This is a genomic window from Nonomuraea sp. NPDC001831 (genome assembly GCF_042892035.1).
Classification (GTDB): Bacteria; Actinomycetota; Actinomycetes; order Streptosporangiales; family Streptosporangiaceae; genus Nonomuraea.
In genome coordinates this window covers 720,104-745,365 of sequence record NZ_JBIATU010000002.1, presented here as the reverse complement: position 1 = coordinate 745,365, position 25,262 = coordinate 720,104, and the positions used below count along the sequence as shown (strand labels likewise).

20 protein-coding genes are annotated in these 25,262 nt (G+C 71.9%); 14 read left to right on the top strand and 6 right to left on the bottom strand.

What is annotated here, in order from left to right; all coding sequences use genetic code 11:
* Positions 1-146: 146 nt before the first annotated feature.
* From ACFYYW_RS08970 to ACFYYW_RS08940, 7 genes are all read left to right on the top strand, one after another.
* Positions 147-410: an HPr family phosphocarrier protein gene (locus ACFYYW_RS08970; protein WP_352321677.1), complete on the top strand. Its 264-nt coding sequence runs from the start codon at positions 147-149 to the stop codon at positions 408-410.
* Positions 407-2,071 carry a phosphoenolpyruvate--protein phosphotransferase gene (gene ptsP, locus ACFYYW_RS08965; RefSeq protein WP_387646687.1) on the top strand — a complete coding sequence of 555 codons (1,665 nt, stop codon included), beginning with the start codon at positions 407-409 and terminating at the stop codon, positions 2,069-2,071. The genes ACFYYW_RS08970 and ptsP overlap by 4 nt, the downstream gene beginning before the upstream one ends.
* A 59-nt stretch (positions 2,072-2,130) precedes the next feature.
* Positions 2,131-3,441: a glycoside hydrolase family 3 protein gene (locus ACFYYW_RS08960; protein ID WP_387646685.1), complete on the top strand. Its 1,311-nt coding sequence runs from the start codon at positions 2,131-2,133 to the stop codon at positions 3,439-3,441.
* A gap of 59 nt (positions 3,442-3,500) precedes the next feature.
* Positions 3,501-4,148 carry an HAD family hydrolase gene (locus ACFYYW_RS08955; protein ID WP_387646684.1) on the top strand — a complete coding sequence of 216 codons (648 nt, stop codon included), beginning with the start codon at positions 3,501-3,503 and terminating at the stop codon, positions 4,146-4,148.
* 31 nt (positions 4,149-4,179) lie between these two features.
* Positions 4,180-4,689, top strand: a complete 510-nt coding sequence (locus tag ACFYYW_RS08950) for a DUF6912 family protein (RefSeq protein ID WP_352321684.1) — start codon at positions 4,180-4,182, stop codon at positions 4,687-4,689.
* Positions 4,690-4,723: 34 nt separating this feature from the next.
* Entirely contained in the window at positions 4,724-5,350 is a 627-nt protein-coding gene (locus ACFYYW_RS08945) for an HAD family hydrolase (protein ID WP_387646680.1), read from the top strand.
* Positions 5,351-5,445: 95 nt separating this feature from the next.
* A complete protein-coding gene (locus ACFYYW_RS08940; RefSeq protein ID WP_357970307.1) occupies positions 5,446-6,153 on the top strand; it encodes a haloacid dehalogenase-like hydrolase in 708 nt (235 codons plus the stop codon).
* A 19-nt stretch (positions 6,154-6,172) separates the two neighbouring features.
* On the opposite strand, the gene ACFYYW_RS08935 is transcribed toward ACFYYW_RS08940, so the two are convergent.
* Complete coding sequence (locus ACFYYW_RS08935; protein ID WP_387646678.1) at positions 6,173-7,789, bottom strand: penicillin-binding transpeptidase domain-containing protein; 1,617 nt, start codon at positions 7,787-7,789, stop codon at positions 6,173-6,175.
* Positions 7,790-7,875: 86 nt separating this feature from the next.
* On the opposite strand from ACFYYW_RS08935, the gene ACFYYW_RS08930 reads away from it, so the two are divergent.
* From ACFYYW_RS08930 to ACFYYW_RS08920, 3 genes are read left to right on the top strand one after another with little or no spacing between them, the layout of a single operon-like run.
* Positions 7,876-8,805, top strand: coding sequence for a LysR family transcriptional regulator (locus ACFYYW_RS08930; RefSeq protein ID WP_387646675.1), 930 nt, complete (start codon positions 7,876-7,878; stop codon positions 8,803-8,805).
* Positions 8,802-9,659: a serine hydrolase gene (locus tag ACFYYW_RS08925; protein WP_352321693.1), complete on the top strand. Its 858-nt coding sequence runs from the start codon at positions 8,802-8,804 to the stop codon at positions 9,657-9,659. Before ACFYYW_RS08930 ends, ACFYYW_RS08925 begins: the two co-directional genes overlap by 4 nt.
* 58 nt (positions 9,660-9,717) lie before the next feature.
* Complete coding sequence (locus ACFYYW_RS08920; RefSeq protein ID WP_387646671.1) at positions 9,718-11,679, top strand: acetoacetate--CoA ligase; 1,962 nt, start codon at positions 9,718-9,720, stop codon at positions 11,677-11,679.
* Between the two features lie 10 nt (positions 11,680-11,689).
* Here ACFYYW_RS08920 and ACFYYW_RS08915 read toward each other — a convergent pair whose 3' ends face one another.
* On the bottom strand, positions 11,690-12,325 hold the full coding sequence (locus ACFYYW_RS08915; RefSeq protein ID WP_352321697.1) for a GNAT family protein: 636 nt from the start codon (positions 12,323-12,325) through the stop codon (positions 11,690-11,692).
* Positions 12,326-12,868: 543 nt separating this feature from the next.
* Between ACFYYW_RS08915 and ACFYYW_RS08910 the strand changes: the two genes are divergently transcribed.
* The gene (locus tag ACFYYW_RS08910) at positions 12,869-13,600 is read left to right on the top strand and encodes a L,D-transpeptidase family protein (RefSeq protein WP_387646668.1); all 732 of its coding nucleotides are present in this window, start codon (positions 12,869-12,871) and stop codon (positions 13,598-13,600) included.
* Position 13,601: 1 nt separating this feature from the next.
* Here the strand turns inward: ACFYYW_RS08910 and ACFYYW_RS08905 are convergent, their stop codons facing one another.
* The 4 genes from ACFYYW_RS08905 to ACFYYW_RS08890 form a co-directional block, all read right to left on the bottom strand.
* Positions 13,602-15,125 (bottom strand): FAD-binding oxidoreductase, encoded by a 1,524-nt coding sequence (locus ACFYYW_RS08905; RefSeq protein ID WP_387646666.1) that lies wholly within the window; start codon positions 15,123-15,125, stop codon positions 13,602-13,604.
* An 86-nt stretch (positions 15,126-15,211) separates the two neighbouring features.
* Complete coding sequence (locus tag ACFYYW_RS08900) at positions 15,212-16,819, bottom strand: NADH-ubiquinone oxidoreductase-F iron-sulfur binding region domain-containing protein (RefSeq protein ID WP_352321702.1); 1,608 nt, start codon at positions 16,817-16,819, stop codon at positions 15,212-15,214.
* Between the two features lie 31 nt (positions 16,820-16,850).
* Positions 16,851-17,693: a ferric reductase-like transmembrane domain-containing protein gene (locus ACFYYW_RS08895; protein ID WP_387646663.1), complete on the bottom strand. Its 843-nt coding sequence runs from the start codon at positions 17,691-17,693 to the stop codon at positions 16,851-16,853.
* 55 nt (positions 17,694-17,748) lie between these two features.
* Entirely contained in the window at positions 17,749-19,218 is a 1,470-nt protein-coding gene (locus ACFYYW_RS08890) for a DUF1996 domain-containing protein (protein WP_387646661.1), read from the bottom strand.
* Positions 19,219-19,380: 162 nt separating this feature from the next.
* On the opposite strand from ACFYYW_RS08890, the gene ACFYYW_RS08885 reads away from it, so the two are divergent.
* From ACFYYW_RS08885 to ACFYYW_RS08875, 3 genes are all read left to right on the top strand, one after another.
* The gene (locus ACFYYW_RS08885; RefSeq protein ID WP_364325670.1) at positions 19,381-19,926 is read left to right on the top strand and encodes a sigma-70 family RNA polymerase sigma factor; all 546 of its coding nucleotides are present in this window, start codon (positions 19,381-19,383) and stop codon (positions 19,924-19,926) included.
* A complete protein-coding gene (locus ACFYYW_RS08880; RefSeq protein ID WP_352321708.1) occupies positions 19,926-20,123 on the top strand; it encodes a zf-HC2 domain-containing protein in 198 nt (65 codons plus the stop codon). Before ACFYYW_RS08885 ends, ACFYYW_RS08880 begins: the two co-directional genes overlap by 1 nt.
* Before the next feature lie 258 nt (positions 20,124-20,381).
* On the top strand, positions 20,382-25,250 hold the full coding sequence (locus ACFYYW_RS08875; RefSeq protein ID WP_387646656.1) for an NAD-glutamate dehydrogenase: 4,869 nt from the start codon (positions 20,382-20,384) through the stop codon (positions 25,248-25,250).
* Positions 25,251-25,262: the final 12 nt, after the last annotated feature.

Below are 25,262 nucleotides of genomic sequence, written 5' to 3'. Positions count from 1 at the left end.
GGCGCTTGTCGGCACGGTCGTACCGGCAGAAGACGTCACAATGGGCGTGCCCCCAGCCACGCCGGCGCCCGGCCCGACCGCGAGCGGCCGGCCGCCATTCACGCAAGGGTCCAGCTGGTCTGGACCGGGTACAGAAGGAGAGGCTCATGGGTGAGCGCAAGGTCACGGTCGCGGCGGAGGTGGGTCTGCACGCCCGTCCCGCGGCGACGTTCGTGAAACGGGCCCAGCTGGCCCCGATGGACATCAGCGTCGCCAAGGCCAGCGGCGGCGGGGCCCCGGTCAACGGCAAGAGCATCCTCGCCATCATGGCGCTCGACGTCCGGCAGGGCGAGACCGTCGTGATCACGGCGGAGGGCGACGGCTCCGAGGAGATCCTGGACGAACTGGCCACGATCGCCGGAGCGCCATGAACCTGCGGGGGGTTGGGGTCAGCCCGGGAATCGGGCACGGCCCCGCGTACGTTCTGACCGCCTCTGTGCCCGAACCCCCCGAGGGCAGCACCTACACCGGTGAGGCGGAGCAGGAGAAGGAGCGGGCCGCGGCCGCGCTCTCACAGGTCGCGGGCGAGCTCGAGGCCCGCGGCAACCAGGCGGGCGGCGAGGCCGAGGAGATCCTCAAGGCCCAGGCGCTGATGGCCGAGGACCCCGGTCTGGTGGTGAAGGTCAGGACCCTCATCGACCGGGGCCTCGCCGCTCCCCGGGCGGTCTTCGAGGCGTTCACGAAGTACCGGGACGTGCTCAGCGGGGCCGGCGGTTACCTGGGCGAGCGGGCCGCCGACCTCGACGACATCAGGGACCGGGTGATCGCCCAGCTGACCGGGCACCCGATGCCGGGGCTGCCGGTCGCCCCCGAGGTGCCGTACGTGCTGGTCGCGACCGACCTGGCGCCCGCCGACACGGCGCTGCTGTCCAGGCGGGACGTGGCCGGGTTCGTCACCGAGCAGGGCGGCCCCACGAGCCACACCGCGATCATGGCCCGCGCGATGGGCGTGCCCGCCGTGGTCGCCTGCCCGGGGGCGACCGGCATCCCCGCCGGCGTCCCCGTCCTGGTGGACGGCACGACGGGCGAGGTGAGCCTGGAACCGTCCGACGACCACGTGGCCGGCGCGCGGGACGCGGCGGCGCAGCAGCAGGCGGCGATCGGCGCGGCCAGGGGGCCGGGCCGGACCGCCGACGGGCACGCGGTGCCGCTGCTGGCCAACGTCGCCGGCCCCGACGAGCTGGCGGCGGCGGTGGCCGCCGGGGCGGAGGGCGTCGGGCTCTACCGGACCGAGTTCCTCTTCCTCGACCGGGCCGAGGCCCCCGCCGCCGAGGAGCAGCAGCGGGTCTACCGGGCGGCGCTGGAGGCCGCGCCGGGCGCCACCGTGGTCGTGCGCACGCTCGACGCGGGCGCCGACAAGCCGCTGCGGTTCCTGCCAGCCCCCGCCGAGCCGAACCCGGCGCTGGGGGAGCGCGGGCTGCGCCTGTTCAGGCGCTTCCCCGAGGTGATGGACGCGCAGTTGCGCGCGCTGGCGGCGGCGGCCGAGGACGCGCCGGCCGAGTTGCTGGTGATGGCGCCCATGGTGGCCACGGCCGAGGAGGCCAGGTGGTTCGCCGACGCCTGCCGGGCGCGCGGCTTGTCCAAGGTGGGCGTCATGATCGAGATCCCGTCGGCGGCGCTGCGGGCCGGGCAGCTCGCCGGGGTGGTGGACTTCGTCTCGATCGGCACCAACGACCTGGCCCAGTACGCCTTCGCCGCCGACCGCCAGCTCGGCACGGTGAGCGGGCTCCAGGACCCGTGGCAGCCGGCGCTGCTCGACCTGATCGCCATGTCCTGCGGCCACGGCAAGCCGGTGGGCATCTGCGGTGAGGCGGCCGCCGACCCGGCTCTGGCGTGCGTGCTGGTCGGGCTGGGCGCGACCACGCTGTCGATGGGGGCGGCGGCGCTGGGCGCCGTACGGGCGGCGCTGGCCGCGCACACGCTGGAGCAGTGCGGGATGGCGGCGCGCAACGCGCGGGCCCAGGTCACGGCGGCGAACGCGCGCGCGGTGGCGCGCACCCACCTGCCGGGGCTCGCGGCGCTGGGGCTGTGAACGGCCCGTTTTCGGGTCGCCGGACTCGTCCGGGCCGCGGCATGGATACCGTGGAAGGCATGTTCAGACGGATCGGCCCGGCAGGGCTCCTGGTGTTGGCGCTGACCGCGTGCGGCGGCGGCGGTGGCGGCCCGGCGAGCGCGGCCCCGGCGGGCGACGGGGCCACCCCCGCCACCCCCGCGACCCCCACCGCCGGCACGACCCCACAGAGCCCGCCCCAGGCCGAGGCCGACCCGGTGCTGCGCGCCCTGCGGCGGATGACGCTGGAGGAGAAGGTCGGCCAGCTGTTCATGCCCGTCCTGTACGGCACGGCCGCCGACACCGTCTCCGGCGAGAACCAGGCCCGCTACGGCGCCCAGACCCCGGCCAAGGTGATCACCCGCTACCACCTGGGCGGCCTGATCCTCTTCCCGGCGAACGTCAAGTCCACCGCCCAGGTCGTCCAGCTCACCAACGGCCTGCAGGAGGCGTCGAAGAAGGTGCCGCTGCTGGTCGGCACCGACCAGGAGAACGGCCTGGTCTCCCGCATGTCCGCGCTGATGACCGACTTCCCGGGCGCGGCCGAGATCGGCGCCACCAAGGACCCGGCGATGTCCAGGGCCGTGGCCAGGGCGACCGGCGAGGAGCTGCGGGCGCTCGGGGTCAACCTCGACTTCGCGCCCGTCGCCGACGTCAACGTCAACCCGCGGAACCCGGTCATCGGCCGGCGGGCCTACGGCGACGACCCGCTCGCGGTGGCGAAGATGGTCGCGGCGGCGGTCAAGGGCTTCGGCGACGCCAAGGTGGCGGCCACGGCCAAACACTTCCCGGGCCACGGGGACACCTCCGTCGACAGCCACACCGGCCTGCCCGTGATCAAGCACACCATGGCCCAGTGGGAGAGGATCGACGCGCCGCCGTTCAGGGCCGCCGTCGGCGCCGGGGTCGACGCCGTGATGAGCGCCCACATCGTCTTCCCCAAGCTCGACCCGTCGGGCGACCCGGCGACGTTGTCCAAGCCCATCCTGACCGGCCTGCTGCGGCAGAAGCTCGGCTTCAAGGGCGTGATCTCCACCGACGCGCTCAACATGGAGGGCGTGCGCAAGAAGTACGGCGACGGCGAGGTGGCGGTGCGCGCCGTGCTGGCCGGGGCCGACCTGCTGCTCATGCCGTACGACCTGGGCAAGGCGTACCAGGCGGTGCTGGCGGCGGTGAAGTCCGGGCGCATCTCGGAGGACCGCCTCGACCAGTCGGTGGTTCGGCTGCTCAGGCTCAAGCAGAAGAGGGGCCTGCTGTCGGCGGCTCCCGTCGCGTCGGCGCAGCAGGCGGCCGGCGTGCTGCGCTCGCCCGAGCACCGCAGGCTGGCCGCCAAGGTGCGGGCCGCGGGGTAGGCGCGAAGGCCGATTCGCGGGGTTCTATCCTAGAACCGGATTCGAGCGAGGAGGCGGTCGTGGTCGCAGGGGTGCTCATCGACTGGGGTGGCGTGCTCACGACCAGCCTGACCGACTCCATCGCCCGGTGGCTCGCGGCCGACCGGATCGACGCCGACCACTACCGCTCGGTGATGCGCGAGCTGGTCGACCACGCCTACCGGGGCGGCGAGGGGCAGAACGTCGTGCACGCGCTCGAACGCGGCGAGCTCGACGGCCCGGCCTTCGAGCGCGACCTGGCCGCGCGGCTGCTCACCGTGGACGGCGTGCCGCCGGTGGCCGAGGGGCTGCTGGAGCGCATGTTCGCGGGCTTCGAACGGGTTGACGCCATGTACGACATGCTCCGCGACGTACGGAAAAATGGTGTTAAGACGTGTTTGTTGTCTAACTCCTGGTCGAACACCTACCCCCGCCACGAATGGGACGGCGTCTTCGACGCGGTCGTGATCTCCGGCGAGGTCGGCATGCGCAAGCCCGAGGAACGCATCTTCCGCCACGCCCTCGACCAGGTCGGACTGCCCGGCGAGCAGTGCGTGTTCATCGACGACATCGAGGCCAACATCCTGGCCGCCCGCGCGCTCGGCATCACCGGCATCCATCACCGCGACGCCGACACGACCCTCGCAGAGCTGGAGACCGTACTCCGGCTCACGCTGCGACGGGCATGATGGTGCCCTTGCGATTTCGGAAAGGTTCGTGATGCGCGTCTATCTGCCGTGCACCCTCCCCGCCCTCGCCCGCGCGGTCGAGGCGGGGGAGCTGGGTCCGGCCCCCCTGACCGGTTACGCGGTGACCCCCGCGCTGACCGAGTGGTACGCCTCGGGCGACACCGAGGAACTGGAGTACGTCGCGCTGACCGAGGCGGCCCGCGCCTCGCTGCGCATGCTGGCCGCCGACCGCGCCGACGGCGTGGCCGCCGCGCCCCGGCGGGTGGTGGTCGCCGCCGAGGTGCCCGACGGCTCGGTCTCGGCCGGCGTCGACCTGGAGGAGCGGGCCCGCGTGCGGCTGGCGGCGGCCGTCCCGATGGCGAAGGTGGCCGCGGTGCACGTCGACGACCACGACGCCGTCGGCGACATCGAGGCCGCCGTCGAGGCGCTGCCCGCCGCCGACGACGGCGACGACGACGCCCGCTTCACGGTCGACGGCGCCGAGGCCCACGAGCTCATGTGGTACGCCACCCAGGAGATCCCTGACCTGCTGGGTTCATAGGATCGTGACCCCTGTCGAATAAGCTTGCCGGGACATGACAAAACACATCATCTGGGATTGGAACGGGACGCTCTTCCACGACGTCGAGGCCGTCGTCGGCGCCACCAACGCCCTGTTCAAGCCGTACGCGCTGCCTGAGCTGACCGCCGACGGGTTCCGCGCGGTCTACACCCGTCCCATCTGGGTCGCCTACGAGCGGCTGCTCGGCAGGCCGCTGGCCGAGGGGGAGTGGGAGCTGCTGGACGACGGGTTCCACGAGCACTACTTCAGGCTCAGCGCCGCCTGCGGGCTGGCCCCCGACGCCGAGGTGGTGCTCGGCGGCTGGGCCGGCACCCAGTCGCTGTGCTCGATGGCCCCGCACGCCCATCTCGTGCCGATGGTCGAGTCCTTCGGCATCACCCGGCACTTCACCCGGATCGACGGGCTGGTCGGCACCACGGGCGGCGAGAAGGCCGTGCACATGACCGCGCACATCCAGGCCCTCGACCTCGACCCCGGCGAGATCCTGGTGATCGGCGACAGCGTCGACGACGGGCTCGCCGCGCGGCACGTCGGCGCGCGGGCGGTGCTCTACACCGGCGGCATGACCACGCGGGCCGAGCTGGAGGGCACCGGCCTGCCCGTGGTGGACACGCTCGCCCAGGCGCTCCAGTACGCCTGAGGGGGATATGCCGGATCCGCCGGGAGGCAGCCCCCGGCCGGGCCGGGGCCGTACCCTTGCCGGGAACCCCTCAGGAGGTCGCCATCAACCGCCTTGTGCTCTGGAACGTCGATCTCACCCTGGTCGACGTCGCCATCGTGACCCGGGACGCCTACGCCGAGGCGTTCCGCGCCGTGACCGGCCGGCCGCTGGTCAAGCTCGTGCCGCCGCTCGGGCGTCCCGACTCCGAGATCGTCTTCGAGACGCTGGCCGTCAACGGCATCCCGGCGCAGGACGACCACCTGCCCAGGTTCCTGGCCGCCCTCGCCCTCGCCTTCGCCGACCGGCGCGGCCGGCTGGCCAAGGAGGGCCGGATGATGCCGGGGGCCAAGGACGCGCTGAAGTCGGTGGCCCGGCTCGACGGCGTCGTGCAGTCGGTGCTGACCGGCACGATCAAGGGCAACGCCGTGCACAAGCTCAAGGCGTTCGGGCTGGACAGGTACGTCGACTTCGAGCTCGGCGGCTACGGCGAGGAGGTCTACCCCAAGGCGACGCTGCTCCAGGTCGCGCAGGGCAGGGCCAAGCAGCGGCTGGGCACGCCGTTCACGGCGGCCAACACGGTGGTGATCGGCGACTCCACGCGCGACGTGCAGGCCGCCAGGATCGGCGGGGCCGCCATGATCGGGGTCGCCTCGGGGCGGTCGACGGCCGCCGAACTGCGCGAGGCCGGCGCCGACCTGGTGCTGCCCGACCTGTCGGACGCCTCGGAGGTGGTGGCCGCGGTGGCCGGCCTGACCTCCCCGCTGGACCGCAAGGCCGGCTGACCGCCCCTCCCGTCCGACCTCAGGGGTTTCGCGGCAGGGCGGCGAGGAAGCGGGCGGCGACGGGGGCCGCCACGGCCGAGCCGGCGCCGCCGCCCTCCACGATCACCGCGAACGCCACGTCCCCCTTGTAGCCGATGAACCACGAGTGCGCGGGCGGCTCCTTGCCCGAGCCGTACTCGGCCGTCCCGGTCTTGCCCGCGGTGCCCGCCGGGAAGTGCGCCCCCTTGGCGGTGCCGTCCGTGACGACGGCGGGCATGAGCTTGCGCAGGGCCGACACCACGCCGCGCTCCAGCGGGCGCGGACGGTCGTCGGAGGCCATCTCCTTGGACACGATCCGCGGCGGGATCCAGGCGCCCGAGGCGATGGCGGCGGCGACGGAGGCCATGTTGAGCGGGCTGGCCAGCACCCGGCCCTGGCCGATGGAGGCCGAGGCGAGGTCGGTGTCGTCCTTGGGGTCGGGGAACTCGGCCCGCACGGCGGGCACGCCCGGCTTGATCGGGACGCCGAAGCCGAAGCTCCTCGCCACCTCGGCCAGCCTGCCGCCGTTCAGCTCGGCCACGCTCATCTCGCCGAACGTCGTGTTGCACGAGTGCGCGAAGGCGTCCTGGAAGGAGAGCGTGCCGTAGTCCTTGAAGCCGGCGTTGTGGAAGGGGAAGCCGCCGATGTTCTTCTCGGCCGGGCAGGTGACCGTCCTGCCGGGCTCGACCCCGTCCGCGACCAGCGCCGAGGCCGTCACGACCTTGAACGTCGAGCCGGGCGGGTACTTGCCGAGCAGCGCCCGGTTGAAGCCGCCCGGCTTGTTGACCACGGCCAGGATCTCGGCGGTCGAGGCGCGCAGCGCCACCAGCGAGGCCGGCTTGGTGACGCCCTCCAGCGCCGCGGCCCCCGCCGCGTGCACCTTCAGGTCGATCGTGGTGCTGAACGGCTCGGTGCCGCCCGGCTGGGCCAGCCTCTCGACCAGCTCGTCGCCCTTGTAGAGGCCGATGATCGAGTCGCCGCCCAGCGCGAAGCGGTCGGGGTAGGTCTGCTTGATGCCCTCGACCAGCTGCTGCACCGAGCCGGGGGCGTCCGCGCCGCCGATCTCGGTGCCGTCGGCGGCCAGGACGCTGACGGGGTCGCGCTTCTGGGCGACCAGGCGCAGCGAGAGGCCCTTCTTGAGCTTGGGGTGGATGGCCGCCGGGGTCCAGGCGACCTTCCACGCGCCGTCCCGCTCGACCAGCTTGAGCCGGCTGCCGTACGTCCAGTCCCGGGGGCCGGTCAGCCTGACGTCGAAGCTCAGGTAGCCGTCGTCGTCCGGGCCGTTGTCGGCGAAGGGGCCGGTCGAGCGGGAGCGGGTGAAGGTGGCCTGCTCGACCTTGAGGTCGGTGCGGAAGCGCCGGTGCCAGGACTCGAAGTCGGTGGGCGGGTCGGCGACGAGCTCGCGCATCTTCGCATAATCCTGGACGGACCAGGCCGAGAGGTATTCGTCGGTCGTCTGCTCGGGTGAGCCCTTCGTGCGCAACAGCCAGACCGTGGCCCCCGCGGCCACGATCAGCACGACCAGGACGGTCAGGACCAGCGGCCACCTGCGCCGTCGTCCGCGACGTGGCCCCTCCGGCCGGGCGCGCCCGTACAGTGTCCCCGTTTGTGATGCCATGGCCCGAGGACACCAGAGGGGGAGGAGCCTCGTCCAATATTGATATGACGGCCATATGGATATAAATCTGGATATAGTGGCTGGTCATGGACTTGGTCCGGCATCTCCGCTACTTCGTCGTCGTGGCGGAGGAACTGCACTTCGGGAACGCCGCGATCCGCCTCGGCATGGCGCAGCCGCCGCTCAGCCAGCGCATCAAACGTCTGGAGGAGGAGCTCGGCGTGCAGCTCTTCGACCGCTCCGCCCGGCAGGTACGCCTGACCGAGGCCGGACGGCTGCTGCTCGGCGAGTCCCGCGAGATCGTCTCCAGGGTCGAGCGGCTGCGCGAGCTGGCCCGCCGCGGCGACGGCGGCGTGCTCAAGATCGGGGTGCCGCCCGACCTGGCCGCCTCCGTGATCGCCGCCCTGGTCGCGGGCTTTCGCGCGGTCAATCCGGACGTACGGCTCGTCCCCGTCGAGACCTGGACGGCCGATCAGGTGTCCGCCCTGGCCGGCGGCACGATCGACGTCGGGCTCGTCCGCCATCCGGTCGCCGCCCCCGGCCTGGATTTCGGCCAGGTGCTCGTCCAGCCCCTGGGCGTGCTGCTGGCCGGGGACGACCCGCTGGCCGCGGCCGGCGAGGTGCACCTGACCGACCTGGCCGGGCGCGAGCTGCTGATGCCGCCCAAAGAGGGCGAGCCGGGCTGGCACGCCGAGACGCTGGCCGAGTGCCGCCGGCACGGGTACGTGCCCGGCCAGGTGCACCAGGGCGCCGGGCTCGGCCTGGTGCTCGCCGGCCAGGCGGTGGCGTTCGGGCCCAGGGCGGACGTCCCCGGGCTGGCCTGGCGGCCGCTGCTAGGCTCGCCGATCGCGTGCCGGGTCTCCACGGCCTGGCGCGCGGCGACGGCCCAGCGGAATGACTGGGTCGCCGAGTTCTCGGACGTCGCCGTACGCACGTTGAAGGAGAGCGCCGGGATGACCGACGAGGGCGCCGCGCCCGCGCGGCGGATCAGCCGGAGGCCGGGGATGCTGGCATGAGCGAGCCCGACTACGCTGCGCTGTTCCGGATGGCCGGGGTGACCGGCTGGCTGCACGCCTGCGACATCGACTCCGGACGGGAGTCCGGCCACGGCGCCGACGAGCCGATGCCCCTGGCGTCGGTGTACAAGCTGCCGCTGCTGGTCGAGTTCTGCCGCCAGGCCGACGCCGGGCGGCTGGACGCGACGGCCCCGACGACGGTGACGTCCGGCCGGCGGGTCCCGGGGCCCACGGGCCTGTCGGCCATGCTCGACGACGTGACCATGTCGCTGCGCGACCTGGCGTACCTGATGATGGCGGTGAGCGACAACACCTCCGCCGACGTGCTGCTCGACCGGGTGGGCATGGACGCGGTCAACGCCATGCTGGACGCCTTCGGCCTCGACGGCACCCGGATGTTGCAGAGCGGCCGCGACCTGTACGAGACCATGGAGCTGGACACCGGCCACGGGTGGCCGTACCTGGATCCCGACGACATCTCCCGCATGCGGGCGCTCGACCCGGCGCACACCAACCGCAGCACCCCGCGCGAGATGACCCGCCTGCTGTCCATGATCTGGCGGGACGAGGCCGCCTCGCCGCAGTCGTGCTCCTGGATGCGCGGCGTGCTCAACATGCAGGTGTGGCCGCACCGGCTGGCCTCGGGCTTCCCGTACGACGATGTCGAGGTCGGCGGCAAGACCGGCTCGCTGCCGACGCTGCGCACCGAGGTCGGCGTGGTCGAGTACCCCGACGGCGGCCGGTACGCGGTGGCGGTGTTCACCCGTTCGTTCAGCACGGCGGTCATCCAGCCGCGCGCCGACGCGGTGATCGGCACCGCCGCCCGTATGGCGGTGGACCACCTACGGAGGTAGCAAGTTATGGGGGAGGTCAGGTATGACTTTCCACCTGACGGGCGACAGGATGGGGCACATGGTTGCTGAAGGTGCGCTTCTCTGGGAACCGACCGGCGAGGTCGTGTCCGCCGCCAAGCTGACCCGCTACCTGGAGTGGCTGGGGCGGTCCGGCGCGAGCTACGAGGAGGTGTGGCAGTGGTCCGTCGACCGTCCTGAGGAGTTCTGGACGTCGATCTGGGACTACTTCGACGTCGTCGGGGAGCGCGGCGACGGGCCGGTGTTGTCGGGGGAGATGCCGGGCGCGACCTGGTTCGCGGGCGCCGAGGTCAACTACGCCGAGAACGCGTTGCGGCGCACCGAGGGCACCGCCCTGGTCTTCGTCTCCGAGGACGGCGCCCGTCAGGAGCTGACCCACGCCGAGCTGCGCGACGAGGTGGCCCGCGTCCGCGCCGGCCTGGCCAGGCTCGGCGTCACCAGGGGCGACCGCGTGGCCGGCTACCTGCCGAACATCCCGCAGGCCCTGATCGCCTTCCTCGCCACGGCCTCGCTCGGCGCCGTCTGGTCGGCCGGCTCGCCCGACTTCGGGGTGCCGAGCATCGTCGACCGGTTCAGGCAGATCGAGCCCAAGGTGCTCATCGCGGTCGACGGCTACCACTACAACGGCAAGACCTACGACCGTTCCGAGGCCGTGAACGAGATCGCCGCCGAGCTGCCCACGCTGCGCGCCACGGTCTGGATCCCCTACCTGGCGGCGGCCGGCGAGGGCCGGGCCCCCCAGGAGGCCGAGCCGGCCGCCGCGCCCGCCCGTTCGGTGCCGCACGGCGAGGTCATCGGCTGGGAGGGGCTGCGGGCCGAGGCGGGGCCGCTGGAGTTCGAACGGGTGCCGTTCGGCCATCCGCTGTGGATCCTCTACTCCAGCGGCACGACCGGGCTGCCCAAGCCGATCGTGCACGGGCACGGCGGCGTGCTGCTGGAACACCTCAAGTCGCTCGCCTTCCACCAGGACCTGGGCGAGGGCGACGTGTTCTTCTGGTACACCACCACGGGCTGGATGATGTGGAACTACCTCGTCGGCGCCCTGCTGGTGGGGGCCACGCCGGTGCTCTACGACGGCTCGGCCACGCATCCCTCGCCCGCCGCGCTCTGGCGGATCGCCGCCTCGGAGAAGGTGACGTACTTCGGGGTGGGGGCGCCGTACATCATGGCCTCGCTGAAGGCCGGGCTGCATCCGGACGGGCTGGAGCGGCTGCGCGGCATCGGCTCGACCGGCTCGCCGCTGCCGCCCGAGGGCTTCGCCTGGGTCGCCGCCGAGCTGCCCGGCACGCCGATCGGGTCGTTCTCCGGCGGCACCGACGTGTGCACCGGGTTCGTCGGGGCCACGATGCTCCACCCGATCAGGGCGGGGATCATCCCGTGCCGGTCGCTGGGGGCCAAGGTGGAGTCGTACGACCCCAAGGGCGAGCCGGTGGTCGGCGAGGTGGGCGAGCTGGTGCTGACCCGGCCGATGCCCTCGATGCCGGTGAAGTTCTGGAACGACCCCGACGGGCGGCGCTACTTCGACAGCTACTTCGACGTCTACCCGGGCGTGTGGCGGCACGGCGACTGGATCAAGATCAACGAGGACGGCAGCTGCGTCATCTACGGCCGTTCCGACTCGACGCTCAACCGCGGCGGCGTGCGCATGGGCACCAGCGAGTTCTACCGGGTCGTGGAGCGGTTCGACGAGATCGCCGACAGCCTCGTGATCGACACCGGGCAGCTCGGCCAGGAGGGCAGCCTGCTGCTCTACGTCACCCTCGCCGAGGGCGCCGAGTTCGGCGAGCGGCTCGAACGCGCGCTGTGCGCGGCCCTGCGCCAGGAGCTGTCGCCCCGGCACGTGCCGAACGAGATCCGCGTCGTGCCCGGCATCCCCCGGACGTTGTCCGGCAAGAAGCTGGAGGTGCCGGTACGCAAGATCCTGCTCGGCACGCCCGTCGAGGAGGCGGCCAACCCCGACGCCATGGCCAACCCGGAGGTGCTGCGGCACTTCAGGCCGTGACGGCGGGGGCTCAGGGCGCCAGCCCGAACAGGGGCAGGCAGGCGTCGAGGTTGCGGATCTCGACGTCGGGGGACGGCGACCAGTCCGCGCGGGCCATGCGGAAGCGCCGGGTGACGACCGGCTCGCCCTGGCGCGCGTGGACGGTGACGCCGTCCTCGCGGTAGCCGAGCTTCCTGGTCACCGCCAGCGAGGCGTGGTTGTCCTCGAACGCCTCCGTCACGGCGTGCCGCGCGCCGAGGCCGGCGAAGGCGAGGTGCAGGACGGCCCTGCGCATCTCCGTGCCGATGCCGCGGCCCTGGAACCGCCGGCCCAGCCAGGAGCCCGTCTTGACCTCGCGGGTGACGGGGAAGCTGGTCGCCATGACGCCCTGGGTGCCGACGACCTGGCCCTCGTGCACCACGACCAGCTCCAGCGACCAGTCGTCGGCGGTGAACCCGGCCCAGTTGCGGAAGTGGTACTGCACCGTACGGCGGGCCCGCTCGGCCGGGGGCGCCTCGGTCCACGGGAACATGAACGGCATGAAACCGGCCTCGTGGACGCCCTCGGCCGCCCGGTCGGCCAGGTCGTCGAGGTCGTCGAGGGTGGGGTGCCGCAGTTCCAGTCGCGGCGTGGTGATGGAGAGCTCAAAGAGCGGCCAGTGACGCATATTCCGGCATACTTCCAGGCGTATCCCCGTCCGCGCGACTTGTTTTTTGCCGGCCCCCGAGGATTCCTGGAAAGGTTTTGCGGAACGGTGTGCGTTCCGGGCGTCGTCTTGGTTAAGGTTGGGGCTGTTCGGAGGGGTGAACAGAGGCCGGGCGGGTGAACGCGCAGCTCGCTCCCCGGCCTCTGGAGAAAAGGCGGATGCGTCCATGGCGCATCCGCCTTTTCTTCGTTCCGCCGATTTCGCGGGTGTCTCGCCTCGGTCCACGCTTGCTAAAGCTTTGACCGTGCCGTCGCATAAAAGCGATATGCCTGCTTTTAGCGGGATTTGCCAGTGTCGTGAATTGTCGGCGATCTGGGTAGGCGTTGACCTATGATCACAAAGGTTCGGAGAGCGGTTGTTTTCGCCGCTCTCGGGTGTGGTGGGCTTCCCTTCCTGGCCGGTACGCCCGCGGTGGCGGACACGCCGGACAAGGCGGACAGGGCGCACACGGCGGACGCGACAGACACGGTTGACGTTGAAGACAGGGCGTACCGGCCGGACAGGGTGGACCGGACGGACGCGGCGGGCCGGACGGACAGGGTGGACCGGGCGGACAGGGTGGACCGGGCGGAGGCGGACCGTGCGGACAAGACGGACAAGACGGACCGGGCGGACAAGGCGGTGCCCGGCGGGGTGGTCGTGCTGCGGCCGGGCGACCGCGGCGAGACCGTCAGGCGCCTCCAGGAGCGGCTGCACCGGAACGGCTACTACTTCGGCCGGCTCAACGGCGTCTACGACGAGCAGACCAAGTTCGGCGTGTGGGCCTTCCAGAAGCACCGGCACCTGCGACCCCAGGGCGCGGTCGGGCCCGAGGTATGGCGGGCCTTCGACCGTCCGGTGCGGATGAAGCCGCTGGTCCCGCGCGGCGAGGCGGACCGGGTCGAGATCAACCTGCGCTACCAGCTGCTCGTCGTCTACCGCCACCGCCGTCCGGCGCTCATCTCGCACGTCTCGACGGGCGCGCGGGTGAACTACTGCGAGAACGGCCACTGCGGCAACGCGATCACCCCGACCGGCGACTTCCACGTCACCAGCCGGGCGCCGGGCTGGACCGAGGGCCCGCTCGGCACGATGTACGACTCGCTCTACTTCGTCGGGGGCATCGCCATGCACGGCTCGTCGAAGGTGCCGCTGCGGCCCGCCTCGCACGGCTGCGTCCGGCTGCCGCTGCCCACCTCGAAGCGGCTGTTCGACATGGTGAAGATCGGCGAGCCGGTCTATGTGCGGGAGAAGTAGGTCAGACGCCCTGCGGCAGGCGGAACAGCCGGTCGGGGTCGTAGGTGGACTTCACCTCGGCCAGGCGGGCGGCGTTGGGGCCGTAGTAGGCGCCGCGCCAGCCGGTCAGGTCGGGGTCGACGTAGTTCACGTAGGCGTGCTCGCCGAAGTGCGGGGTCAGCTCGCCGTGCAGGCGGCGCAGCCACGTCCGGTCCGTGCCCTTCGCGTAGTACTGCACGCTGTAGAGCGCGGCCCGGTGCGGGAACGCCGTGGCCGCCGGCTTGACCCGGCCCACCGCGCCGCCGAGCGCGTCCAGCAGCACGGCGTGCCGTCCGCCGCGCGCCACCCCGTCCACCAGGCGGCGCACGCCGTCGGCGGGGAGCTCGGCGTAGGCCAGGTGCGACTTGGCGGCGAACGCCTCCCGCCGCGGCCGGCGGCACTGCGCCACGGACCGTGACGAGCATCCCGCCATGATCATCATGGCCTCCTGGTACGACGTCGTCCGCACCGACCTCGACGACGGCGCGCCGACCCGGGCGACCAGCGGGGCGAGCAGGCGGTCGAGTGAGGCCTTCGGTCCCACGTACGTGCCGACGAGGAGCACGTCCAGGTCGCGCTCCTCGCGCGCCAGGTGCAGCGAGGACCACAGCTCGTCCGGCGCGGACGGCGCCCACGACTGCCAGGCGCGCACCGCGGCCGCGGCCCTGGACCACGGCCAGTGCAGGAAGAACACGGTCAGGTCGCGCGCGGCGTGGGTGCGGAAGGTGAAGGAGACCGCGACGCCGACGTTGCCGCCGCCACCGCCGCGGCAGGCCCAGTAGAGGCCGGAGTGGTGGGTGGCGTCCGCCGTCAGCAGGCGGCCGTCGGCCGTGACCACGCGTACGGACTCCAGGGTGTCGCAGGTCAGGCCGTACTTCCTGGACACCACCCCGATGCCGCCGCCCAGGGCCAGCCCGGCGATCCCGACCGTGGGGCACGAGCCCGCCGGGATGCTCACGCCGTGCCGGGCCAGCCGGTCGTAGACGTCGACCAGCTTGGCGCCGGCCCCGATCGTGGCCCGCCCGGCGGCGTAGGAGACCGTGTTCATCCGGGACACGTCGATGACCAGGCCGGTCCCGGTGGACCAGCCCGCGTAGGAGTGGCCGCCGGAGCGGGGGGTGACCGCGACGCCGCTCGCGCGCGCGAAGGCCAGGCACGCCGAGACGTCCGCCGGGCTCGCGCAGTAGGCCACCCCGCCCGGCCTGATCCGGTCGTAGGCCGGGTTGACCAGGCGGCGGGCGTCGTCGTATCCGGAGTCGCCGGGCAGCACCAGCGTGCCGGCGAGCCGCCCGCGCAGCCGGGCCCAGTCCGGCGGCGGCGCCGACCGCCCGGCGCCGAGCGCGCCGACCAGCTCCGCCCCGCGCGCACCCCGGCCGTGGGGGCCCGGGCCGTAGGGTCCCGTGCCGGACGGCCGGGCGCCGGTGGCCGGTGCGGCGGGCGTCCTCGCGTCGGCGGCCAGCGCCAGCGGCGCGAGCGCGGTGAGGTGGAGAAAGTCGCGGCGGTCCATGGGCGTCCCCCGTCGGTCGTGTCGAACCGATCGATGAGACGCCTGGCCCTCCGGACAAGTTGGTCACAACTACATCACTACCGACATCACCCCGCCGTCCCGCCAAATCCGAAGAGGTTGGTAGTGGCCCCCACCCGGGTCAGCCCGGGAGCCTTCCGCAGTACGCCGTCCTTGACCAGCCGCAGCGGCGACGTGGGCGGCTTCGGCGCCTCCCCGCTCGTCTGGACGATCCGCAGGGCCAGCGCCGGGCACATCTCGACCGCCCGCCGCGCGTCCTTGACCATCCACCCCGGCACGTTCCGGAACGACGGGAACCCGTAGTCGTCCAGGTCCACGAACTCCGGCAGCAGGTGCGCGCACAGGCCGTGCCCCTGGCAGCGGGTCCAGTCCACCTCCAGCCGGTACTCGGGCTCCACCTCCGGCTCCGGCATCGGCAGCACGCCGCGCACCGGACGGCCGCACGAGCCGTGCTCCAGGTGGAGTGCGATCTCGCTCTCGAACGCGTCCAGCGCCGACAACACGAACTTGGCCGTGCCGTCGGGGTGGAAGCACGCGCCACGCCGCTCGACCGCCCGCACGCACCGGCGCACGGCGTCCACGGAGCCGGTGCCCTCGGCGATCGCGCACAGGGCACGCGCCACGTCGGGCAGCCCCAGACGGCAGGGACCGCACTGCCCGGCCGACTCCGCGGCCAGGTATGAGGCCACCCTGGCCGCCTCGCCCAGCGGACAGGTGCCGTCGCCGAGCGGCACGATGATCCCCGCGCCCAGCGTGGCGCCGGCCAGCTTCATGCCCTCCCGCGAGATCACCGCCGACCCGGCCACCTCGGCCGACAACCACGCGCCGTGGTAGCCGCCGACCAGCACGCCGTCCCCGGCCTCGGCCTCGCACAGGGCGAGCACGTCGGCCAGCAGCACGCCGGTCGGCGCCTCGATCACCGCGCCGTTGGCCGCGCCGCCGCTCACCGTGAGCAGGATCGTGCCGGGCTCCTTGCTGGTGCCCACCTCGGCGTACTTCTGCGGGCCGTACTCGGCCAGCAGCGCGAACTGGGCAAAGGTCTCGGTGTTGGACAGCAGGGTCGGCAGCCCGTCCACGCCGCTCGTCGCGGCCCGCCGCTTCCTGCCCGGCGGGATGGCCTCCTCGCCGTTCACGCCGCGGACGAGCGCACCGCCCTCCCCGCTGATGAACCTCTCCGCCAGCCCGACCACCCGGATCGGGATGCGGCTCTCCGAACCGCCCGACACGTTCGCGGCCCGGCGTTCGGCCACGGCCGCCGCCACGGACGACTCGGCCACCTCGCCCTCGACCGTGGCCACGACCACCTCGCGGGCGCCCAGCGCCTCCGCCGCCAGGATGGCGCCGTCCAGCACGAGGTGCGGGGTGCGGGTGAGCAGCATGGCGTCCTTGGAGCTGGCCGGCTCGCCCTCGGCTCCGTTGACCAGCACCACGCTCTCGCCCGTGCCCGCCGCGTCGGCCACGGCCCGCAGCTTGCGGGCGAACGGGAAGGCGGCGCCGCCCCGTCCGCGCATGTCGACCTCGTTCACCATGGAGATGAGCTCGGCCAGTTCGCGCGGCCGCGGCTCGCCGTGCAGCGTCCGGTGCGCGGGCAGGTCCAGCCGCCGGCAGTGGTCGAGCCCGGCGGTCAGCCGCGCCGGGCCCATCCGGAGCACGCGCGGCACCCGGTGCGGGATCACGACCGGCTCCCCGGGGTCGCGCGGCGCGGGCTCATCCGGCCTCCCGGTACCTGCGCCGGGCGTCGGCCAGGCTCACCGGCGCGTCGGCCCCCGCTGCTGTGGCCGCCGCTGTGGCTGCCGCTGTGGCCGCGGCGGTCGCCCGCGGCCGCTCGACGGGCACGTCCGCCGCCACCCCGGCCGTCACGGCGGGCGCCTCGACCCTCTCCGGTACGACGGGCGGCCTGCGCAACGTGGCCAGCACCCGAACGATCAACGCGGACCCGACCGCGGCCAGGCACGCCACGTACGACCAGGCCACCCAGCCGGCCGGCGACCGGCCCGCCGTCAGCCCGTGCATGATCGCGATGGGCCAGGCCAGGTAGGCGGCCGAGTGCAGCAGCCGCCACAACCACGGCGTGCCCCGCACGGCGAAGCGGCCCCTGAGCATCCCCGTGGCCACCGCCACGACCATCAGGTCGAAGGCGAGCGCGCCGAACCCCACGTAGACCCCGGCGACCGGCACGATCGCCGCGCCCGGCGGCGCGTGTCCCAGGCTGATCATCAGGACGATGTGCGTGACCAGGTAGGCGAGCCCGATGAGGGCGGTGGCGCGGTGCGCGAGCTGGGCCCTGACCCGGTTGGGCGGGGACAGGAACACGCGTTCGGTGGTGACCAGGCCGAGCGCGACCGTCGCGGTCAGCAGCACCAGGGCGAACACGCCCGCGTAGAACTCTAGGAAACTCACTCCTCGGCCGAGCAGCGCGACGCCGCGTTCTGTCCTGGCCAGCGCGAGCACCGACAACAGGACGGCCGTCAACGAGGCGCTCGCCCCCAGCCGGACATTCCTTGTGTCCAGCTTGGTGGGGGCGTGCCGGGGGTGTCGTCTGTGGAGCATCTATTTCCCTCCAAGGTCGGGTGAGGGTACGACTCGGAAGGCTGATGGGGACGTGTCAGCAGCGGCGACCCCGGTTGATGCACGAGACGACGAACTGCATCAGCCGTTCGGGCATGACGTTGGCGAAGTCCGCGTGGTCGGTGACCGGGTTGTGCTTCTGTTCAGGGAACGCGTCCACGGCGAACGACGGACCCTGTGGAACCGTGTAGGCGAGGAGCATGCGCAGTTGCGGAATCGCCCTGGTGCCTTGCGGACAAGCGCCGTTCTGCCCGGGGAAGACCACGTGCGTGCGGTGATTGGCGCTGTCGGTGTTCTGACCGTCCCAGCAGCTGGGGAAATCCAGAATACGAAGAACCTGACTTCCGCGCGGGCAAAGCGGATATTTATCGGGACTTATGCGATTTGTGAATCCTGTGCAGCTCCAGCGGGCTCGGGCGTTCGCGGCGCCGTTCGTCCCCGCCTTGGCGTCGCCGGTGATCAGGCGCAGGAACCTCGGCATCGCGACGACCCTGGAGGTCGCGTTGCCCCGGAACTGCAGGCTCACCGTGCCGGCGCGGATCACCCGGCCCACGTTGCCGTCGGGGTCCTGGACGTTCGCGTCCACTTTGCGGTCGCGCAGAACTGGCCAGAAGTAAGTGGATTTATCCCCTAGGCGGCAGGTGGTTCCGGCGGCGGCCAGGCTCTCGTCGGTGGAGAAGCCGTCCGTGGACAGGTTGCCGACGTAGTCGTGCAGGTGGTGGGCGCCGTTGCTGACGCCGGGGGCCACGATGAAGTTGTCGGGGTTGTTGTGACCGTTGCGGTTGGTGCCGCATTGAGCGACGAACGTGCCGCGTGAGCCGTTCCGTCCGATGCCGGCGTCGAGCCGCAGGGGCTGGACCTGGCGGATGTCCACGAAATCCGTGACGAACGGGCCGAGGTCCTTGCAGTCGTCGTCCTGGGAGGCCGTGGGGGAGGGGGAGGCGGTCCGGGTCGGCCGGCCACGCCGGTCCTGCGACTGGTCGCCGGGGTCCTGCGGGTCCTGCGGGTTCTGGGGGTCCTGAGGATCCTGCGGGTTCTGCGGACCCTGGGGGTCTTGGGGATCCCGCGGGTTCTGGGGGTCCTGAGGGTCCTGGGGAGCGGCCGTGGGGTTGCGGGGGGAGCGATCGCGGCGGAACAGGGCGTCGCCGGAGTCCTCCGGCTCCGGCGACCGCGCCGGGTCGCGCAGCACGATCCCGCCGCCCTGCACCTGCCGATCCCCGCCCCGCCCCTGCCGGTCCGGCGCCTGCTGATCCGGTCTTTGCTGGTCAGGGAACTGCTGGTCGGGCGCCTGCTGATCCGGTGCTTGCTGGTTCGGGTTCTGCTGGTCGGGCGCTTGCTGGTCCGGGTCCTGCTGGTCAGGGGCCTGCTGGTCGGGGGCGCGGTCGCGCTGGCGGCGGCCGTCGTCCTGGCTCGCCTGGGCCGGGTCGCAGTGGTCGGCCCGCGCCGGCGCCACGCCGATGACGGCGGCGGACACCAGGCCGCCCGCCGCCACGGCAAGAGCGGTCATGGCCGCGGCCATGCGCCCGGTTCTCATGGTTGTCAGCCGTTGCATGGTGGGAGGTACGCGGGCTTACACCATCAGGTTCACCCATGACCGGAGATAGTTAGAAATAACTGGAGTTATCGGAGTGGCTGCCGGACCGATAACGAAGGTGTAAAGATGTGCCCCGTGCTAGGTCACCTCGACGGCAGGTTCGAGAGTGCGGATGCCGAGGCGGAACATCGCATCGCGGTGCTCTACCAGGAGTTCGGCGGCCCTCTGCTGCGCCACGTACGCAAATCGACCGGAAACGATCTGCAATGGGCCGAGGACGTCGTACAGGAGACCCTGGTCAGGGCCTGGCGAAACTCGGCAAGACTGCAATGGGAACCGAGCCTTTTATGGGCGTGGCTGCTGACAGTGGCCCGCCGCATCGTCATCGACGGACGCCGACGGAAGAGCGCCCGGCCTCACGAGGTCGAGCCGCCCGAAGTCGATCAGATGTCGGTGCCGGACGGCTCCGAGCGCGCCCTGTCGGCGATCGTCGTCGCCGACGCGCTGCGCAGCCTGTCCGCCGAACACCGCGAAGTCATTGAGCAGACCTACCTCCGAGACCGTACGATAAGTGAAGCGGCGGAGATTCTGGGGATTCCGCCGGGCACGGTGAAGTCCCGGCTCTACTACGGGATCCGGGCTCTCCGCGAACAGCTGCGTGACAAGGGGGTAGCCGGCTGATGCACGACGGGGTGGCCGCCTACGTCCTCGGCGTCCTCGACGAAGAGGAGCACGAGGCGTTCGAACGCCACCTCGACGCGTGCGAGCGGTGCCAGGCCGAGCTCCTGGAGCTGGCCGAGCTTCCCGACCGGCTCGACGACCTCAAGACCGCCCCCTCGGCCTCCGGCGACGATCCCCCCATGTCGATGTCACGTTGACGTCTATGCCCTTTTCGGGTGATATCGGTACGGCGAGGCACACGCCCGGAATCAGGGCCGGGCGTTCAGGGGGAGGTGTTCGGTGGGCATCGACGGTGATGCGCCCGTTCCCCCCGCGCCGGCGGTCCGGCGAGGAAGGCGACCAGGTGTCGCCCATCTCCGCGGACGTACCCGTCTGCACTACTTCCCCTCGCTATGGGAACTAAGAGCCTGGCTATGAACAGTCATGGCAAACCCTCACAAAGGAGTGAGAGCGAAATGCCGCTCGACGAGGCCAAGGATGAGCTGCTGCAAAGAGCCGCGGAGAGTTGCGCGGTCGGCAGCGAGCACATGAGCGCGGAGGAGGCCCTCTCCTTCCTGCGGTTCTACTACCGCCATGTCGCACCCGAGGACCTGCTCGACCGCAACCCCGTCGACGTGTACGGCCCGGCGATGTCCCAGCGGCAGCTCGCCGAGGTACGCCCCCAGGGCCGGGCCGTGGTCCGCGCCTACACCCCCACGCTGGAGGAGAACGGCTGGGACCCCGGGCACTCGGTCGTCGAGGTGGTCACCGACGACATGCCGTTCCTCGTCGACTCGGTCACCATGGAGCTCGACCGGCAGGACATCGGCACCCACCTCGTGGTCCACCCCCAGATGCGGGTGCGCCGCGACATGACGGGCCGGATGCTCGGCCGCGGCCAGGAGGACGTCACCGGCCAGATGCTGGTCGAGTCGTGGATCCACATCGAGATCGACCGCCAGGCCGACCCCGCGGTGCTCAGGCGCGTCGAGGCCGACCTGCAGCGGGTGCTCGCCGACGTGCGGTACGCGGTCGAGGACTTCAGGAAGATGCGGGCCCTGGCCGTCCAGACGGCCGAAGACCTGAGCATGAACCCGCCGCCGCTGGAGCCCGCCGAGGTCGAGGACAGCCTCGACCTGCTGCGCTGGCTCGCCGACGGGCACTTCACCTTCCTCGGCTACCGCGAGTACCGGCTGGAGCACACCGACCAGGGCGAGATGCTGAAGGCCCTGCCCGGCGCCGCGCTCGGCATCCTGCGCGACGACAAGGTGGGCTCCGACAGCTTCTCCGCGCTGCCCGCGGAGGTGCGCGCCAAGGCCCGCGAGAAGCAGCTCGTGATCATCACCAAGGCCAACAGCCGGGCCACCGTCCACCGCGCGACCTACCTCGACTACATCGGGGTCAAGCTGTTCTCGCCCGAGGGCGAGGTGATCGGGGAGCGTCGTTTCCTGGGCCTGCTCACGCACGTGGCCTACAACGAGTCGATCTCCAGGATCCCCGTGCTGCGGCGCAAGCTGGCCGAGGTGCTCAACGCGGCCGGCCACGCGCCCGACAGCCACGACGGCAAGGACCTGATCGAGATCCTGGAGACGTTCCCGCGCGACGAGCTGTTCCAGACCTCGGTGGCCCAGCTCCTGCCGATCGCGCTCGGCGTGCTGCGGCTGCGCGAGCGCAAGCAGGTCAAGCTGTTCCTGCGGCGTGACGACTACGGCCGCTACATCTCCTGCCTGATCTACCTGCCCCGCGACCGCTACACCACCAAGGTGCGGCTGAAGATGCAGGAGGTGCTGCTCAAGGCGCTCGGCGGCAGGTCGCTCGACTACAGCGCGATGATCGGCGAGTCCGTGCTGGCCCGGCTGCACGTGGTCGTGCGCGGCGAGCGCGGCAAGCAGCTCCCCGCGCCGAGCGTCGACGTGGAGGAGCTGGAGGCGCGTCTGGCCGCGCTCACCCGCTCCTGGGAGGACGACCTGGCCGCCGCCCTCGACGAGATGACCTCCGAGGAGGAGGCCCCCGCCCTGGCCAGGAGGTACGTCTCCGCCTTCCCCGAGGGGTACAAGGCCGACTTCCCGCCCAAGGTCGCCGTGGTCGACCTGCGCCGCCTGGAGCAGCTCGTCGCCGACGGCGAGGAGGTGGCGATCAACCTCTACGAGCCGTACGACGCCGCCGAGGGCGAGCGGCGGCTGAAGATCTACAAGGTCGGCTCGCCGATCTCCCTGTCGGAGGCGCTGCCCCTGATCCAGCGGCTCGGCGTCGAGGTCGTGGACGAGCGGCCGTACGAGATCGACCGGGACGGCGACGCGAGCACCAAGAACGCCTGGATCTACGACTTCGGCCTGCGCTACACCCCCTCGGACGAGGTGGACAGGAACGACTTCAAGCGGCTCTTCCAGGACGGCCTGAGCGCCCTGTGGCAGGGCCGCGTCCAGGCCGACAACTTCAACGCCCTCATCCTGCGGGCGGGCCTGACCTGGGAGCAGGTCGAGATCCTGCGGGTCTACGCCAAGTACCTGCGGCAGGCCGGCAGCACGTTCTCACAGCTCTACATGGAACGCGTGCTGCTGGGCAACGTGCGGCTGGCCCGGCTGCTGGTCCGCCTGTTCGAGGCCAAGCTCGACCCCAGGCGCGGCGACGACGTGCGGGTCGACCTCGTGGACGCGCTCAACGAGGAGATCCTGGGCGCCCTCGACGAGGTGGCCTCCCTCGACGAGGACCGCATCCTGCGGGCCTACCTGGAGATGATCCAGGCGACCCTGCGCACCAACTACTTCCAGACGGTCGACGGGCAGCGCAAGCCGTACATCTCGCTGAAGGTCGACCCGCAGGCGATCAGCGTGCTGCCGCTGCCGCGGCCGAAGTACGAGATCTTCGTGTACTCGCCCCGCGTCGAGGGCGTGCACCTGCGCTTCGGCAAGGTCGCCCGCGGCGGCCTGCGCTGGTCCGACCGCATGGAGGACTTCAGGACGGAGATCCTCGGCCTGGTCAAGGCGCAGATGGTGAAGAACACCGTCATCGTGCCCACCGGGTCCAAGGGCGGGTTCGTGGTCAAGCAGCCGCCCGCGTCCGGCGCCCGCGAGGACGTGCTGGCCGAGGGCGTGGCCTGCTACCGGATGTTCATCTCCGGCCTGCTCGACATCACCGACAACCTGGTGGACGGCAAGGTCGTGCCGCCGGCCGACGTGGTCAGGCACGACGGCGACGACACCTACCTCGTCGTCGCCGCCGACAAGGGCACCGCCACCTTCTCCGACATCGCCAACAGCGTGGCCAAGGAGTACGGCTTCTGGCTCGGCGACGCCTTCGCCTCCGGCGGCTCGGTCGGCTACGACCACAAGGCCATGGGCATCACCGCCCGCGGCGCCTGGGAGTCGGTCAAGTACCACTTCCGCACCATGGGTGTGGACGTGCAGACCACCGACTTCACCGTGGCCGGCATCGGCGACATGTCCGGCGACGTCTTCGGCAACGGCATGCTGCTCTCCCAGCACATCCGGCTGGTGGCCGCCTTCGACCACCGGCACGTCTTCATCGACCCGACGCCCGACGCGGCCCGCTCGTTCGCCGAGCGGCAGCGCCTGTTCGACCTGCCGCGCAGCTCCTGGGACGACTACGACCCCTCGCTGATCTCCGCCGGCGGCGGCGTGTTCCCGCGTACGGCCAAGTCGATCCAGATCACCCCGCAGATGCGCGAGGCGCTGGGCATCGAGGCGGGCGTCAGCTCGCTGGCCCCCAACGACCTGATCAGCGCCATCCTGCGGGCCCCCGTCGACCTGCTGTGGAACGGCGGCATCGGCACCTACGTCAAGGCCGGCTCGGAGTCCCACGCCGACGTCGGCGACAAGGCCAACGACACGCTCCGGGTGGACGCCGGCGACCTGCGCTGCAAGGTCATCGGCGAGGGCGGCAACCTGGGCTTCACCCAGCTCGCCCGCATCGAGTTCGCCCTGAACGGCGGCCTGGTCAACACCGACTTCATCGACAACTCGGCCGGCGTGGACACCTCCGACCACGAGGTGAACATCAAGATCCTGCTCGACCAGGTCGTGCGCGACGGCGAGCTGACCGACAAGCAGCGCAACCAGGTCTTCACGTCGATGACCGACGAGGTCGCCGAGCTGGTGCTGCGCGACAACCACGCCCAGAACGTGGTGCTCGACGCGACCCGCGCCCAGGCGGTCGAGATGCTCCACATCCACGCCCGCTACCTGCGCAAGCTCGAACGCGACGGGCTGGTCAACCGGGAGCTGGAGTTCCTGCCCTCGGACAAGACGCTGGCCGAGCGGCGGCAGGCCAGGCTCGGGCTGACCGCGCCGGAGTTCTCGGTCCTGCTGGCCTACACCAAGCTGGTGGCCGACGCCGAGGTGCTGGGCTCCGACCTGCCCGACGACCCGTACCTGGCGTCGTGGCTGGTGTCGTACTTCCCGTCGGCCCTGCGCGAGCGGTTCCGGACGTACATGGACGCCCACCCGCTGCGGCGCGAGATCATCACGACCTGCGTGGTGAACGAGCTGGTCAACGCCATGGGCACCACGTTCATGTTCCGCTTCGCGGAGGAGACCGGCGCGTCCACGTCCGACATCGTGCGGGCCTACCTGGTGGCGCGGGAGGTCTTCGACCTGCCGAGCTTCTACCGGGCCGTGGAGGCGCTGGACAACGAGGTCGACACCGCCACGCAGATCGCCATGCTGCTGGAGGCCCGCAAGCTGGTCGAGCGCGGCACCCGCTGGCTGCTGGTCAACCGGCGTCCGCCGCTCGACCTGGCCGGGTCGGTCGGGTTCTTCCTCAAGGGCGTCAACGGGCTGTCCGCGCACATCCCCAAGCTGCTCACCGGGCCCGACCTGGCCGCGTACGAGGAGCGCCGCGACTCCTTCGTGGCCCGCGGGGTGCCGCAGGAGCTGGCCGAGCGGGTGGCCGCGATGGTGCCCGCGTACTCGACGCTGGACCTGGTCGAGGTGGCGTCCGTGACGGGCCGTCCGGTGAACGAGGTGGCGGAGGTCTACTTCGACCTGGCCGACCGCCTGCAGCTGGCCCGTCTGCGCGAACGCGTCATCGCCCTGCCCAGGGACAACAGGTGGAACTCCATCGCCCGCTCGGCGCTGCGCGACGACCTGTACGCCGCGCACGCCTCGCTGACCCGTGACGTGCTGGCCCACAGCACGTCCGGGCTGCCGCCCGAGGAGCGGCTGGCCCGGTGGACCGACGGCAACTCGGCCGCCGTGGGACGCGCCCGCCAGACGCTGTCGGAGATCTGGGAGAGCGACCACTTCGACCTGGCGACGCTCTCGGTGGCCCTGCGCGCGATCCGCACGCTGGTGGCCGCCAGCAACCTGCCTCACACGGAGGCGTAGGAACCGCCCGAG

Bases quoted from the DNA above. Each gene is read 5' to 3' on its own strand.
- ACFYYW_RS08970 (WP_352321677.1), top strand. From the start codon at position 147: ATGGGTGAGCGCAAGGTCACGGTCGCGGCGGAGGTGGGTCTGCACGCC.
- ptsP (WP_387646687.1), top strand. From the start codon at position 407: ATGAACCTGCGGGGGGTTGGGGTCAGCCCGGGAATCGGGCACGGCCCC.
- ACFYYW_RS08960 (WP_387646685.1), top strand. From the start codon at position 2,131: ATGTTCAGACGGATCGGCCCGGCAGGGCTCCTGGTGTTGGCGCTGACC.
- ACFYYW_RS08950 (WP_352321684.1), top strand. From the start codon at position 4,180: ATGCGCGTCTATCTGCCGTGCACCCTCCCCGCCCTCGCCCGCGCGGTC.
- ACFYYW_RS08945 (WP_387646680.1), top strand. From the start codon at position 4,724: ATGACAAAACACATCATCTGGGATTGGAACGGGACGCTCTTCCACGAC.
- ACFYYW_RS08935 (WP_387646678.1), bottom strand. From the start codon at position 7,789: ATGGCATCACAAACGGGGACACTGTACGGGCGCGCCCGGCCGGAGGGG.
- ACFYYW_RS08930 (WP_387646675.1), top strand. From the start codon at position 7,876: ATGGACTTGGTCCGGCATCTCCGCTACTTCGTCGTCGTGGCGGAGGAA.
- ACFYYW_RS08925 (WP_352321693.1), top strand. From the start codon at position 8,802: ATGAGCGAGCCCGACTACGCTGCGCTGTTCCGGATGGCCGGGGTGACC.
- ACFYYW_RS08920 (WP_387646671.1), top strand. From the start codon at position 9,718: ATGGTTGCTGAAGGTGCGCTTCTCTGGGAACCGACCGGCGAGGTCGTG.
- ACFYYW_RS08915 (WP_352321697.1), bottom strand. From the start codon at position 12,325: ATGCGTCACTGGCCGCTCTTTGAGCTCTCCATCACCACGCCGCGACTG.
- ACFYYW_RS08905 (WP_387646666.1), bottom strand. From the start codon at position 15,125: ATGGACCGCCGCGACTTTCTCCACCTCACCGCGCTCGCGCCGCTGGCG.
- ACFYYW_RS08895 (WP_387646663.1), bottom strand. From the start codon at position 17,693: ATGCTCCACAGACGACACCCCCGGCACGCCCCCACCAAGCTGGACACA.
- ACFYYW_RS08890 (WP_387646661.1), bottom strand. From the start codon at position 19,218: ATGACCGCTCTTGCCGTGGCGGCGGGCGGCCTGGTGTCCGCCGCCGTC.
- ACFYYW_RS08880 (WP_352321708.1), top strand. From the start codon at position 19,926: ATGCACGACGGGGTGGCCGCCTACGTCCTCGGCGTCCTCGACGAAGAG.
- ACFYYW_RS08875 (WP_387646656.1), top strand. From the start codon at position 20,382: ATGCCGCTCGACGAGGCCAAGGATGAGCTGCTGCAAAGAGCCGCGGAG.